The following is a 13,402-nucleotide window of genomic DNA, read 5'->3' on the forward strand; positions in this document are numbered from 1 at the left end:
ATTAGCGCACCTCTTTGTGTTGTTGAAGTTGTTGCCAGTCGGGATAACGGCGCGGAGAACTGCTGATCGCCAACGAAGCAACATCAATGCCCCATTGCAATGCGGTGTGCGCAGATTCTTGATAGAGCAATGCCGTCAGAAAGCCGGCGTTAAAGCTGTCACCGGCACCAATGGTATCGACCACTTTCACCGGCTGAGACGCGACATGCATTTCCTGCAAGGAATGCCAGAGTCGTGCGCCGTCAGCGCCGCATTTCACTACGCAGCCACCTTTGCCACTGAGCTTGGTGGCCAGTTGTTGCGCGCAGGATTGCAGAGAAGGCAAATCTGCCAAACCCAAGGTTTCGACTTCATTCAGCAGTAGCCAGTCGCAATGCTTCAGCCAGACGTCAATCTGCTGACGCAGCGCAGTCGACCAGCCTTCAGGCGGCCAGCCGGTATCGACCGCCACGATAAAACCGCGCTGTTTAATCTCTGCCAATAAGGTGGGATAAGCCGCATAAAGCTTGAGGCAAAGGAAGGTGCCGCACAGCAGTACGATGTCACCCGCTGTGGCTTGCGCGGGCAGTTGCGCCAGAACATCTTCAGCGGTGAGTTCGGTGATGTGACCGCGATTACTGATAAAAGAACGTTCATTATCCGGGTGCGTTAAGCCCACCGTCAGCGAGGTTTCACATGAGGAAAGCGGCCAATGTGCTGCACTGTGTGGAAAGTGGCTTGCCAACCAGGCGCTAAAGCCATCATTGCCCTGATTCGCGATGGCGCGATGGGGAACCTGCATCGCTTCCAGCGCCAACGCGCAGTTACCCGCCGAACCGCCGGGACGCAATTCACTGTGCTGCAACATCACTTCTGTACCGCGCTGAGGCCAGTCGTTAAGTGTACTCATGATGAGATCAACGTTGATGTTGCCCACCACATATAAAGTATTCATCCTTTACTCCCGCCACTGGCCAGGCCGCTTACCAGCGTTTTCTGGAGCCAGATAGCAATAAACAGCGGTGGGACCGACGCCAAAATCCCGATTGCTGCTATCAAACCATCATCGGTAGCGCGGCCAGCGGTAAACCCGGCAATCGCAACCGGCAAGGTTTGCGCCGAGATATTGCTGGTAAACAGCAGCGCATAGAAAAATTCATCCCAGGCGAGCAGCCAACCAAACAGCGCCGCTGCACCCAAGACCGGTTTTGCCAGCGGCAAGGTAATACGCAGCAAAACTTGCCAGAAGCGTAATCCATCCAAACGCGCGGCTTGCTCAATATCACGCGGCAGTGAGTCGAACTGATTTTTCAACATCCAGGTCAGGAACGGCAAAATCAATGAGCAATAGACAATGACCAGGCCGGGGCGGGTATTAAGCAGATCCAGCTGTTGCAGCAAAAAGTAGAGTGGCAACACGAAGGCCACAGGCGGCACCATGTAGATGGCCAGCGCACCGAAAAGCCAACCATCACGGCCTGGGTAGCGTGAAAAGCTGAATGCTGCCGGTATCGCCAGAAACAGCGAAATCAGGGTGGCGATACTGGCGACTAATAAACTATTGCCCAACGCATGCAGGAACAGATTGCCGGGTTGATTGGGGGCCAACGATACCAGTCGCGTGTAGCGGCTGAAATCCCATTCACGCGGCAACCACTCCAGCGGCACGCGTGACAGATCACCGGTTGAACTCACGCTCATCAGGAACAGCCAGCCCATCGGCGCCAAAATTGAGAGTGCCACCAGCAAAGCCGCACCGTAGCGCAGCAGAATGCGCAGGTTAGTTTTCATAAGCGGAACTCCGGCGACGCTGACGCCATAACATCAGCAAATAGATCGTGATCAGCAGGGCGCACATCAACGTCATCAACATGGCATAGGCGGCACCGCTGCCCGCGCGCAAATAGCTGAACGACTCTTGGTAAACAAAAAAGCTCAGCGTTTTAGTGCTGTCGACGGGACCCCCGCGTGTCATCACATAGATGATGTCGAAGATTTTAAAGGCATCAATGGTGCGTAACACCAATGCCACGCCGAGCGGTGCAACAATGGCCGGAAAGGTGATGGCGCGAAAACGACGCCAGGCAGAAGCACCGTCTAAGCGAGCCGCTTCAAAAAGATCGTCGGGAATGGATTGCAGCGCCGCCAACACTAACAGCGTGACCAACGGATAGTTTTTCCAGATGTCAGCGAACATCACCGCGTTCAGCGCGGAGTCAGGCGATCCCAGCCAACTGCGATAACCGTCGATGATCCCGAGTTGCGTCAGCAGCGCATTAATGCTGCCGTAATCAGGATTGAAGTTAAGCCGCCACATCATGGCATTAACGATGGTCGGCAGCGCCCACGGCAGAATCACCAATACCCGCAATACATTGCGACCCGCGAATTTCTGATTTAGCAGCAGCGCCACCAGCACGCCGATAACGCCTTCAAAAGCCACCGATACCACAGTGAAATAGAGCGTACGCAGGATTGAGGTTTGAAAATCGGGATCGGTCAGCGCATAAACATAGTTCTCAAGACCGATCCACCCGGGCGTTTCGCCGCTGCCAATCAGCGCCGCATCGGTAAAACTTAACCAAATGGTGCGCAGCAGCGGCCAGGCAGTAAGCAGCAGCATCACAATGATCATGGGTGCAAGCAGCACCCATGCCTGACGCTGTTCGCGTTGACGCAAACTCAGCATCGTTGCTCCTTAACGCAAGCGCGCAGCGCTTTTATCGACGGTTGCCATGGCATCTTGCGCTGGCGTTTTACCTAACAACACTTGCTGAAGTTCTTGCTGCAGCGTATTGGAGAGGCGCGAATAATCCGCAGTTTCAGGACGTGACAACATCACGTTTAGTGACTTGTCCGCTGCGGCAATCAAACTCTCCTGATCTTTTTTAACCGCCTCATCCTGATAAGAGGATTTCCAAATCGGCAGACTAAGTTTTGCGTATTGGTTTTGTACCGGCTGAGAGGTCATATAGGTAATGAACTGCCACGCTTGCTCAGGATGTTCGCTGCCTTTCGCAATGCCCAATCCCATCGAGCCGTTAACCGCGCCCACTTTGCCCGGTGCGTCTCCAGGCGCGGGCAGGATACCGACATCACCCGCGACCTTGCTCTGTTTGGGATCGTTGGCCATGTTGTACATGTAAGTCCAGTTAAGCGCGAAAGCGGCATCGCCATTAGAGAAAGATTTGCGGACATCCTCTTCAAGATATTCACGCGATGCGGGATTACTCAGACCTTCATCCAATGAACTTTTCATGAGATTTAGCACTTTCAACGAGGCGGGACTCGTAAAGTTCAGCTTACCGTTTTGATAAAATTCACCACCAAAACCAGAAACCAGCGTGGTGTAATCGCACACCAGCGCTTCAGCCTGCGACCAGCTCCAGACCAACGGATATTTAACGATATTTTTCTGCTTGATAATCTTGGCGTCGTCCATCACCTGTTGCCAGGTTTGCGGCACGTCGGTAATGCCTGCTTTTGCCAACATCGCCTTGTTGTAATAAAGATATTTGGTATCCAGAATCCACGGCATGCCAAGGGTTTTGCCCTTATAAACCACGGTGCTCAACGCGCCGGGGAACACCTTTTCTTTCTCTTCTGGCGTAATACGTGAACTCACATCCTGCAGCAAATCAAAACGGGTGAATTCGGCAGGCCAAATCGCATCAAACAGCACCACATCGTAGCCGTTACCACCTGCGCCTTTTGCCGCCACGATTTTGTCATGCAGCGCTTCGTAAGGCACAAACTCAAGGTTCACTTTTACATCAGGGTGTTGTTTCTCAAAATCTTGCGTCATGGCGCGAATGTCATTTTCGCTGTAAGCCGCTTGCGTCATGAACAGGGCGTTGATTTGGCTGGCCGCTGATGCGCTACCAGCACTCAACATCAGTAACGCGGCGAGGCCGCCTTTGAGTTTCGGAGTGAAACGTTGGGTCATGATGATCTCCACACAGCAGAAACAGAGCGGGATTAATTAAATCAATTTGATTGATTTAATCAGAGGCGTAACTTAGGCCAGCTTGAAACCGCTAACCTGATAAAACTAAGCAAACGCCATGCCATAACAGGATCAAGGCGCAACAACGCTTAGGAAAGACTGCGCTTTTGAGGCCAATCTGCCTATCATCACGCGCTGAAATTGTGTGCAGGATCAAAGATATTATTTGATCAGCCCTTTTTCGCAGCCGATACTGAGCCACTTGCTGTTATGGACATCATCATGAAAACCTCGGGCACTAATTTAGAACATGCACGTGCGCACAATCGCCGCGTCATCATTGAAGCGATTCGCCTAAACGGTGAACTTACGCGGGCTGAGCTGGCGCGGTTAACTGCGCTGACGCCGCAAACTGTCTCTAATATTGTCGCGGAACTGGAGCAGGCCGAGCTGCTCACCAGCCGCCAGCCGCGACGGAGCGGACGTGGGCAACCCTCCATTCCAGTCGCGATTAATCCCGCCAGCGCATGGTCGATCGGCATTCATCTTGATCATCAAACATTGTTGCTGGTGCTGGTGGATCTGAGCGGTGAAATTCACTTTCGTCGCCTTGTTATGGTGCAGAAGCCGCAACCCGCTGCCACGTTAGCGCGCATCGCGGCACTGCTTGATGAGATGCGCGCCTTTCTCGGGGCGCAGTGGCAAAAAGTGTTGGGTATTGGCGTCGTCATGCCAGGCCCGTTTGGCGTAGAGGGAATCTCATCTGTTGGGCCAACCACACTCAACGGCTGGGAAAATATCGATATTGAAGCGGAGCTTGCTGCATTAAGCAATCTACCCGTTACGCTGGAAAATGATGCTACCGTCGCCGCTATTGGTGAACGATTCCACGGAATTGCGCGTCAGCTTAACTCGTTTATCTATCTCTATATCGGCACCGGTTTGGGCGCCGGCATCTTTACTGATGGGCATATTTATACCGGCCATGCGCACAACGCCGGTGAAATAGGGCACATCGTCGTGGAGCCGGGCGGGCGGGCCTGCTATTGCGGCAATCAGGGATGCCTGGAACGTTATGTCTCGTTGCAGGCAGCGTATGAATTTTGTGGGCTGGATCCCATGAGCGCGCTACCGGAAGATTTATTAAATATTGAACACGCGCAATTTGATGCGTGGATTGAGACGGCACTCACGCCGCTGCGTCAGGCGATCAACATTCTCGAATCGGTATTTGATGCGGAAGCCGTGATTATTGGCGGCATGATGCCAGCGGAATTACTTGAAAGAATCGTCAAGCGCTTGCCGCCATTGTATCAATCTGTACGTGGGCGTTATCTTGATGGCATGCGGCTGAAAACCGGCATGAGCGGCAGTGATACCGCTGCGCTGGGTGCCGCAGCCTTACCCATATTTGACGAATTTAATCCGCAGTTTCAGGTCTTGATGAAATAGCGAGGCGCTGCAGATAATCAGCAGCGCCCGGTTTATTAGCCTGGATAGATACCACGATCTTTACGTGCCATCAGGATACGTTCACACGCCACAATGTAGGCTGCGGTGCGCAATGAACAATCCTTCTCTTTGGCTTTTTCCCACACGTGGACCATCGCTTCAGTCATGATTTTATCTGAGCGCTGGTTGATCTCGTCCTCGCTCCAGAAGAAGCTGGCCATGTCCTGCACCCATTCAAAATAACTCACGGTGACGCCGCCTGCGTTGCAGACCACATCGGGGACCACGATGATGCCACGCGTTGCCAGCATGTCGTCCGCGTCAGGATAGGTTGGACCGTTTGCGCCTTCCAGCACCAGTTTGCAGCTCAGCGTTTCAGCGCGTTGACGGGTAATTTGACCTTCAAGCGCGGCAGGGATCAGGATATCCATCTCCGTGCTCCAGAAAGCCTCTTTATCAATATGTTGCGCACCGCTGAAACCGGCAATCTGCTTGTGCTCAATCTGCCATTGTGTCAGGGCGGCCATGTCGATGCCGTCTGCGTTGAACAGCGTTGCCGTGTGATCCTGAATCACCACCACGCGCGCACCTGCTTGATCGAACAGTCGTGCTGCTTCGCTGCCGACGTTACCGAAACCTTGCACCGCTACGCGCGCACCTTCTATTTCGATGCCAGCACGGTGAGCAACTTCGCGGCCGGTGATAAATACACCGCGCCCAGTGGCTTTTTCACGTCCCAGCGATCCACCAAGGTGAATGGGTTTGCCGGTGACCACGCCGGTAATGGTGGTGCCATGATTCATGGAGTAAGTGTCCATCATCCATGCCATTACTTTGCTGTTGGTTCCCACGTCCGGCGCAGGAATGTCTTTTTGTGGCCCAATAATGATGCCGATTTCGCTGGTGTAACGGCGCGTCAGACGCTCCAGCTCACCTTCTGAAAGCTTAAAGGGATCAACACGAATGCCACCTTTTGCGCCGCCGTACGGTAAGTTAACTGCCGCACACTTGATGGTCATCCAGGCAGAAAGCGCCATCACTTCATTAAGATCAACGTCTGGATGGTAACGAATGCCGCCTTTTCCTGGCCCGCGTGAGAGGTTGTGCTGAACGCGATAGCCTTCGAAATGGCGAATGGTGCCGTCATCCATTTGCAGGGGGATATCAACGATCAAAGCACGTTTAGGATGACGCAGCGTATCTATCCAGCGTGAAAGGTCGCCGAGGTAAGGCGCTACGCGGTCAATTTGCTGTAAATAGGTTGACCAGGCAGATGTGCTAGTTTCTGACGCGTAAGATAACTTAACCATATAAAAACCTTTCTTAATGAAGTTATTTATTGTGTAGGGCCGTGGATGTGGAGCGCATTTAACCGCGCAGACATAATTTATCACTGCTGGAAAAAATATGATGTCGTTGCTAGGGCTAACCCAGCGCCAACATGCTCTTTAAAGCGGAAATTAAGTGAATAATTATCCAAAATATGGCCGCGTTATAGCTGCATAAAAATGCGTAAATGAGGCGTAAGCTGTGCATATAAAACAATTTTTAATGAGTTTGTAGATCTTTGAAGGGCTTCATAAAGTGAACTTATTGTTTATAGGACGTATTGACTTTGTTGCACCATCAAGGTGCATGAGAGAAAGTAATCAGAGGGTGAGATAAAGTAATGAGTGAGGCAGGGATTAAGCTTGGTGATCAACAGATTAGCGTATAACGGCTGGCGAAACCGGTTATAGCCAACGTTCAGCATCACAAGGGAATGGAATGAGAGACCAAAGAAGGCCAGCGTTGCTGAAGTGAACATCGACGCTGGCATAAACACGTTATTGCACGAGTGCGTGTTCTGCTTCTTGTAATTCTTCCTGCGCTTCCGCTAGCTTTTGCTGACGCTTTTCAATTTTGCTGGTGCGGCCTTCGGCCTGTGCTTGCGCCAATTCTTGCTCGCGTTTTTGAACATCCTCTTTTTTAGCCGCTACTTTTGCCTGGCGCTGTTTTAACAGTGAACTGTCGTTACAGTGAAATTCAACTTCGCGTAACGCTTTTTCCAGTCCGGCAACGCGGGATATATTGTTATGCTGTTTTGCATATTTCAGTTGTTGCTCAATATCTGCTTTTTTCGCAGCGCATCCGGTCAGTTCACTGGCCGCTTGTGCAGATGAAGCAGTCAACGATAATAAGAGTGAAAGAGCGAGCAAGGTGGTTTTCATAGAGGTTCTCGTTAGGCTTAAATAAGATGCTGCCTATTATATTCAGGAACCTTAAGAGAATCTTACCCAAAAAAAATATCTGAAGGACAGAGAAAAGAGCCGGAATTAACCGGCCTTAAGCTGCGCCTGATTGCCAGGTGTTAGCAGGAAGGGAATTAAATGAGTAGCGCAAATTTTTATCGGGACCGCTCAGCATGACCGCTTTGCCCGCTGCACGTTCACTATCAAAGTAGTGATTCATCGATTTACTGATGCCCGCGCCACACCACATAACATGATGTTGATACTGAGCCGGTTTCGCTGCGGGCTGTCCAGACATTAATGTCGAGACTTCAACGTGAAAACCCATTGCGGTTAAACGAATCGCTTCCAGCCAAATTTCGCTAACGTTCTGTACACTGACCGCTTCGAGAAACAACGGAACAGTTTCCCCACGTCGAGATGAAGCGCGCATGACAATCCCCGCTTGCTGTCGAACGCTCTGTTCGAAACGCGCCAATCGCCGTGATGAACCCTGGCGATGATCGGCATGTAGCCACTGGTTTAGGGGACAAAGCAGCTTAAAAACCAAGTCATCGCCACTGTAGTCATTCGACATATCGCGCATTTTGCGCGAAAGCGAAAGCGGTGTGCCATATTCAAGTTCCCATAACATGTCGCCTTTACGCGCATGCCAGCCGGAAGTCGAAACTGGACGATGTAACGCTTTACCACGTTTGATTTCTTTTAGCGTCGCACCTGTCGCTGTTAAGGCAACAAGGTCGTAAATTTCGTTTAGCTGATCGTCACTCCAGCCCTCGTTTTGTAATGTGTACGCAAGCAGGCCCTGATGCATCCAGCGTTTTAAATTTGCCGGGTGCGTGCCAGTCAGTGCACAAATAGTATCAGTCGTATGGAATTGCATAAGATGCCCTCAGATGAGGGAATGGCCGCCGGGTTAACCGAGGATGAGAGGGCACTATGAACCTCATAAAAATAAATAGATAGGTTCTCACTGCCTAAAATGCGGACAAACTCATTGCTGAATAATACATGTTCACTTCTACGTCTTGATTTTAAGCGATTATTAACCCAAACGGCAGCATCAGAATTTATCTATAAATGTTAAGCATAAGCACAGCATTTTTAGTCATAACCTTTTGGTGCAAAACAACATTAGCGCATTATTTCACCGCAATAAGGCTGAGAAGTCAGCGACGGAATCTGGCATGAGCGACTTTTACACAAACCTGACGTTAAAACCCATTTTTAAGAGCATGCCGAGGGAGGCTGCGCTTTCATCCTTTGCCAGAATCGCTAAAATAGACAGTTCATTTGTTTGGGAGAAAGACCGCCATAATGCGTTATCGTTTTACACTCGCCGCTATAACGGCCGCCACGTTGCTGGCGGGATGCGCTAAGCATTCATCAAAAGATGCACCGAATGAATTCGCTGCTGGTCCAACGCAAATCAATGTTTCGCACATTGTGACGCGTGCGGATGATGGCTCAAATGTGTACCTGACAGTAGACGGCAAAGATGCTGGCGAATTACTCAATGGTGACAGCATGTTGATACATGTGCCTGCAGGCAAACACAAAATTGGTGGCTACGTTCCGACGCTGTTTGGCTTAGGCCGCGTAACGATTGCACCGGTTGAAGTCACCACGTCGCCCGAGAATGTAAAAAAAGTGGCTTATTCCGTCACGCGTAATCAGGCTTCTTTTGCTGAACACGACGACGCGCAAGGTTAATGATATTTCGCCCGGCGCGTTACGGCGCGCCGGACATACTGATAGATTGCATTGCTTGTTTGAGCACATCCAGAAAGGTGATAACCCGCACGGGCAAATGCCGTGAAGTAGGGAACAGCGCCCAAACCGCTAACATTTGATCCTGCACGTCATCCAGCGAGATGGCGATAAGTTCGCCGTTAATTAACTCCTCACGTACGTCCCATGCTGTCAGCTGTGCTAATCCCATTCCAGCAATACAAAGCGCACGCACGCCTTCAACATTGCTACTGCTAAAGCGGCCTTCTACGCTGATGCTGGTGGGTTGTCCATCAGTAATAAAAGTCCACTGTAAGACGCTGCTTAGCCGCAGGCAGTTGTGTTCGCTTAATGCCGTTAGCTGCGTGGGTTTACCATGCTGCTTAATATAATCAGGCGAAGCACACAGAACGCGGGGATTATCCGCCAGCTTGCGCGCTACGAGCCGAGAGTCCCGAAGCGGTGCGATGCGGATCGCGATATCAAAACCCTGTCCAACAATATCGATAATGTCGTCGCTGAATTGAAGATCTACGTTGAGCTCAGGATTGTTAGCCAGCAGCGCCGGAAGAAGCGGCATGATAGTACGACGCGCAAAGCCGGAAGGCGCAGTCACACGTAAATTGCCGGCAGCGCCTGATTTCTGCGGCGACAGCAAGTTTAATGCGCCGCGTTCGGCTTCCAACATCGCGCGTGCATAAGGCAGAAATTCTTCTCCTTCAGCGGTTAATGCCACCGCCCGCGTTGTGCGATGCAGTAAACGCTGACCCAGTTCATCTTCAAGTAATGCCAGCCTGCGCGACACGGTCATGGGCGTGGTATTGAGTCGTTTTGCTGCCTGCGTAAGGCTTTGCGTTTGCGTCACCATCAAGAAGACATTCACATCTTTGAGATTCATTTATAACGAATTCCGTTATGCAGACGTATCATTTACGTCTATTACTGCCTGAACAGGCTCTTATTATAATGATAAGTAATACTTCTCGCTTATCAGGATAATAGAAATGACGTCTTTACCCCTTTTTCAAACCGGTCAGATCAATAAGCTGCAACTTAAAAATCGCTTGTTAGTTGCACCGATGACACGCATCTCAGCGTCTGAATGCGGTGTGCCGGGAGAGCGGATGCAAAAATATTATCAACGCTTCGCCCGCGGGGGCTTTGGCACCATTATTACTGAAGGTATTTATATTGATGATGCCTGGTCGCAAACCTATGCCTTTCAATCTGGCTTGATTAATGCGGAGCAAATTGCAGGTTGGCGAGCCATAACAGAAAGTCTTCATGTTGCGGGTAGCAAGGTGATTGCACAGATTCAGCATGCGGGCGCTTTATCACAAGGCAACATTTACCGCACAGATACAGTCGCGCCTTCGGCAATTCAACCCAAAGGAAAACAGCTTGAGTTTTATCATGGGAAAGGCCCGTATAAGCTGCCGCATTCCCTGGAAGAGGATGAGATTCAAAGCATTATCACCGCGTTTGCCAACACCGCATCGCATGCGGTTAACGAAGCTGGATTTGATGGTGTCGAAATTCATGGTGCCAACGGCTATCTCCTTGATCAATTCTTCACCAGTTATACCAACCAACGCCGCGATTGCTGGGGCGGTGACATTGCTAAACGTTTGTCACTGAGCCTGGAAGTCATCCGTGCTGTACGCCAGAAAGTTGGGCCAGATGTGGTCGTAGGTATTCGTATTTCGCAGGCAAAGGTCAATGACTTTGAGCATCAATGGTCCGAAGGAGAGACGGGTGCAGCTCAGGTGTTTTCTCTGCTTGCAGCGTCAGGAGTGGATTACGTGCATATCACCGAACACCAAGCCTGGCAGCCAGCATTCAAAAACGGCACATTATCGTTGGTTGAACTGGCGCGTAAAGCTGCGCCTGATTTAGTGTTGATTGCTAACGGCGCAGTAGATGATGCAGATAAAGCCAGCCGGGTGATGAACCTGGGCGCTGACTTTATTGCTATTGGCAAAAGCGCGTTGGCGAATCCAGACTGGCCGCTACGTGTGCAGCGTGGCGAATCAATAGATAAATTTGATCGCGATCTTTTGGCACCGTTTGCCGATGTTAAAGAAAGCGAACTTAGCTAAACGGCGCAAAGCAGGCGGTTCGCTAAAGGCCCAACTCACTGAGAGAAGGGTGATCATCAGGGCGACGGCCTTGCGGCCAGTGAAATAGCCGCTGGCTTTCGCTTATAGCCAAATCATTAATGCTGGCAAAACGGCGCGTCATTAATCCGTTTTCGTCAAACTCCCAGTTCTCATTACCGTACGAGCGGAACCAGTTATCGCCTTCGTCATGCCATTCATAGGCAAAGCGAACAGCAATGCGATTGAGGTGAAAACTCCATAACTCTTTGATCAGACGATATTCATGCTCGCGCTGCCATTTTTCAGCCAGAAAGGTGACAATGTCACTGCGCCCATTAATAAACCGGTCGCGATTACGCCACTGGCTCTCTTCGGAATAGGCTAAGGAAACACGTTCGGGTTCACGGCTATTCCACGCATCTTCAGCCAGACGAACTTTTTGAATAGCCTGGTCGGCATGCGTGAAAGGGGGTAAAGGTGGGCGCGTGTTGCTCATGAAATCTCCTGAATACACTAAAAAGTCATGATGAAACGTCAGATGGCTGCCAACAAAGCTTTAGCCGTCAGCTCATCGGTAATCAATCCTGTTAGTAAACCACTTGCCAACACGGCGCGGATAGCCGCAATTTTGGATGCACCACCGGCTAACGCAACGATTTCATCGCGGCGTCGTATATCCAGCGAAACAGCCAGCGTGCGTGCGGTGAGAGTGTTATGGATCATTTGACCGCGTGCATCAAAGAAATGACCAAGCAGTTCGCCGATGCCACCCGAAGCTGAAATATCACGAATTTCTGTTTCTTCGATCATTCCCGCTTCTACTAACTGTGCGGCAGGTTCCACGGTACCGATTCCCACTAATTTCACTTCGCTTTGCGCGGCCATGGCAAAAACTTCGCTTACGCCACGTTGCGCCAGCAATACATCACGATCTTCTTCGGTATTGGCAAAAAAGGGCACCGGCATCATGTAGGCCTGTGCGCCGGTTTTTTCTGCAATGCGGTGCATAACATCATGGGGATTAAGCGCGTAATGACGCGTCAGGCATCCCAACAAGGAGACAAAGCGGATATGGTGTGCATCAAGGCGAGGTAATTGATGAATGGCAGCAGAGAGTGTACGCCCGTGTCCTAAACCCAGCGTTGTGGGTTGAGTGGAGCAGAGCAAGTTGCGCAGATAATCAGCACCCGCCATGCCCAATGCGCGCACCGGCAAACCTTCTTCACCCAAATCAGGCGCTACGCGACAAAGACGTAACCCGTGACGCTCACGCAACTGATTCTCCAGTTCAACGCAAGCCACGATATCGCCATCAATTGAGACTTTTACTGCGCCTTCTGCCACCACACGGGCGATCAAACGATGGGTTTTAACCGAAGGCAAACCCAGACGTTTTGCCACTTCAGCCTGCGTATAGCCGCCGACGTAATGCAGCCAGGCGGCACGAAGCGCGAGCGACTCATCATTGTCAGGTGAAGTGGGCGCAGATTTCATAAATGAATCAGATTTCCAGCGCGTGAATCTGGCTAACCGCATTAGCGGCTTCTTTGCCTTTCTTCACGAAATGCGCCGTGTAGAAATCGATGAACTCATCAGCGGGCTGGAAGTTATGCGGTGTCAGAGAAACGGAAAAAACCGGCACATTGGTAGCCAGCTGCGCCTGCATCAATCCTGTGACAACCGCCTGTGCGACAAAGTCGTGACGATAAATGCCACCATCTACTACCAGTGCGGCGCAAACAATCGCGTCAAATTTGCCGGTCTGCGCTAAACGTTGAGCCAGTAACGGCATTTCAAACGCGCCGGGCACATCCCAGGTTTTGATTTCGAACGGTGTTCCGCGGCTTTCAAGTTCTTGCTCAAACCCAACAAGGGCTTGAGAAACGATTTCGCTGTGCCAGTTTGCTTTGATAAAGGCGACTTTCAACGGCTGCATGACTTACTCCAGTAAAAGTGACATGACG

14 protein-coding genes are annotated in these 13,402 nt (G+C 51.0%); 3 read left to right on the forward strand and 11 right to left on the reverse strand.

The window, feature by feature from the left end:
• Position 1: 1 nt before the first annotated feature.
• Genes MUG06_RS17260 through MUG06_RS17275 form a run of 4 tightly spaced genes read right to left on the reverse strand, consistent with a single transcriptional unit; the run spans position 2 to position 3,925 of the window.
• The gene (locus tag MUG06_RS17260; protein ID WP_243079387.1) at positions 2-934 is read right to left on the reverse strand and encodes a carbohydrate kinase family protein; all 933 of its coding nucleotides are present in this window, start codon (positions 932-934) and stop codon (positions 2-4) included.
• A complete protein-coding gene (locus MUG06_RS17265; RefSeq protein WP_215848424.1) occupies positions 931-1,770 on the reverse strand; it encodes a carbohydrate ABC transporter permease in 840 nt (279 codons plus the stop codon). Before MUG06_RS17265 ends, MUG06_RS17260 begins: the two co-directional genes overlap by 4 nt.
• Positions 1,760-2,668 carry a sugar ABC transporter permease gene (locus MUG06_RS17270; protein WP_243079388.1) on the reverse strand — a complete coding sequence of 303 codons (909 nt, stop codon included), beginning with the start codon at positions 2,666-2,668 and terminating at the stop codon, positions 1,760-1,762. Before MUG06_RS17270 ends, MUG06_RS17265 begins: the two co-directional genes overlap by 11 nt.
• A gap of 9 nt (positions 2,669-2,677) precedes the next feature.
• Positions 2,678-3,925, reverse strand: coding sequence for an extracellular solute-binding protein (locus MUG06_RS17275; RefSeq protein WP_243079389.1), 1,248 nt, complete (start codon positions 3,923-3,925; stop codon positions 2,678-2,680).
• A 282-nt stretch (positions 3,926-4,207) separates the two neighbouring features.
• Between MUG06_RS17275 and MUG06_RS17280 the strand changes: the two genes are divergently transcribed.
• On the forward strand, positions 4,208-5,377 hold the full coding sequence (locus MUG06_RS17280) for an ROK family transcriptional regulator (protein ID WP_215848421.1): 1,170 nt from the start codon (positions 4,208-4,210) through the stop codon (positions 5,375-5,377).
• 35 nt (positions 5,378-5,412) lie between these two features.
• Here the strand turns inward: MUG06_RS17280 and MUG06_RS17285 are convergent, their stop codons facing one another.
• The 3 genes from MUG06_RS17285 to MUG06_RS17295 all read right to left on the reverse strand — a co-directional run bounded on the left by MUG06_RS17285 (position 5,413) and on the right by MUG06_RS17295 (position 8,491).
• The gene (locus MUG06_RS17285) at positions 5,413-6,687 is read right to left on the reverse strand and encodes a Glu/Leu/Phe/Val dehydrogenase (protein WP_215848420.1); all 1,275 of its coding nucleotides are present in this window, start codon (positions 6,685-6,687) and stop codon (positions 5,413-5,415) included.
• Positions 6,688-7,203: 516 nt separating this feature from the next.
• Positions 7,204-7,587 carry a DUF1090 domain-containing protein gene (locus MUG06_RS17290; protein ID WP_243079390.1) on the reverse strand — a complete coding sequence of 128 codons (384 nt, stop codon included), beginning with the start codon at positions 7,585-7,587 and terminating at the stop codon, positions 7,204-7,206.
• A 115-nt stretch (positions 7,588-7,702) separates the two neighbouring features.
• Positions 7,703-8,491, reverse strand: a complete 789-nt coding sequence (locus MUG06_RS17295; RefSeq protein ID WP_215848418.1) for a transcriptional regulator — start codon at positions 8,489-8,491, stop codon at positions 7,703-7,705.
• Positions 8,492-8,925: 434 nt separating this feature from the next.
• Between MUG06_RS17295 and MUG06_RS17300 the strand changes: the two genes are divergently transcribed.
• Complete coding sequence (locus MUG06_RS17300) at positions 8,926-9,321, forward strand: hypothetical protein (RefSeq protein ID WP_215848417.1); 396 nt, start codon at positions 8,926-8,928, stop codon at positions 9,319-9,321.
• A 19-nt stretch (positions 9,322-9,340) separates the two neighbouring features.
• Here MUG06_RS17300 and MUG06_RS17305 read toward each other — a convergent pair whose 3' ends face one another.
• Positions 9,341-10,237: a LysR family transcriptional regulator gene (locus MUG06_RS17305; protein WP_243079391.1), complete on the reverse strand. Its 897-nt coding sequence runs from the start codon at positions 10,235-10,237 to the stop codon at positions 9,341-9,343.
• Positions 10,238-10,343: 106 nt separating this feature from the next.
• Between MUG06_RS17305 and MUG06_RS17310 the strand changes: the two genes are divergently transcribed.
• Positions 10,344-11,438 carry an NADH:flavin oxidoreductase gene (locus MUG06_RS17310; RefSeq protein WP_243079392.1) on the forward strand — a complete coding sequence of 365 codons (1,095 nt, stop codon included), beginning with the start codon at positions 10,344-10,346 and terminating at the stop codon, positions 11,436-11,438.
• Between the two features lie 22 nt (positions 11,439-11,460).
• On the opposite strand, the gene MUG06_RS17315 is transcribed toward MUG06_RS17310, so the two are convergent.
• Genes MUG06_RS17315 through MUG06_RS17325 form a run of 3 tightly spaced genes read right to left on the reverse strand, consistent with a single transcriptional unit; the run spans position 11,461 to position 13,374 of the window.
• Positions 11,461-11,934, reverse strand: coding sequence for a nuclear transport factor 2 family protein (locus MUG06_RS17315; RefSeq protein ID WP_243079393.1), 474 nt, complete (start codon positions 11,932-11,934; stop codon positions 11,461-11,463).
• Positions 11,935-11,972: 38 nt separating this feature from the next.
• Entirely contained in the window at positions 11,973-12,932 is a 960-nt protein-coding gene (locus MUG06_RS17320; RefSeq protein WP_243079394.1) for a sugar-binding transcriptional regulator, read from the reverse strand.
• 7 nt (positions 12,933-12,939) lie between these two features.
• A complete protein-coding gene (locus tag MUG06_RS17325) occupies positions 12,940-13,374 on the reverse strand; it encodes a 6,7-dimethyl-8-ribityllumazine synthase (RefSeq protein ID WP_215848413.1) in 435 nt (144 codons plus the stop codon).
• Positions 13,375-13,402: the final 28 nt, after the last annotated feature.

This window comes from Pantoea sp. MQR6, from assembly GCF_022761075.1.
Taxonomy (GTDB): Bacteria; Pseudomonadota; Gammaproteobacteria; order Enterobacterales; family Enterobacteriaceae; genus Pantoea; species Pantoea phytostimulans.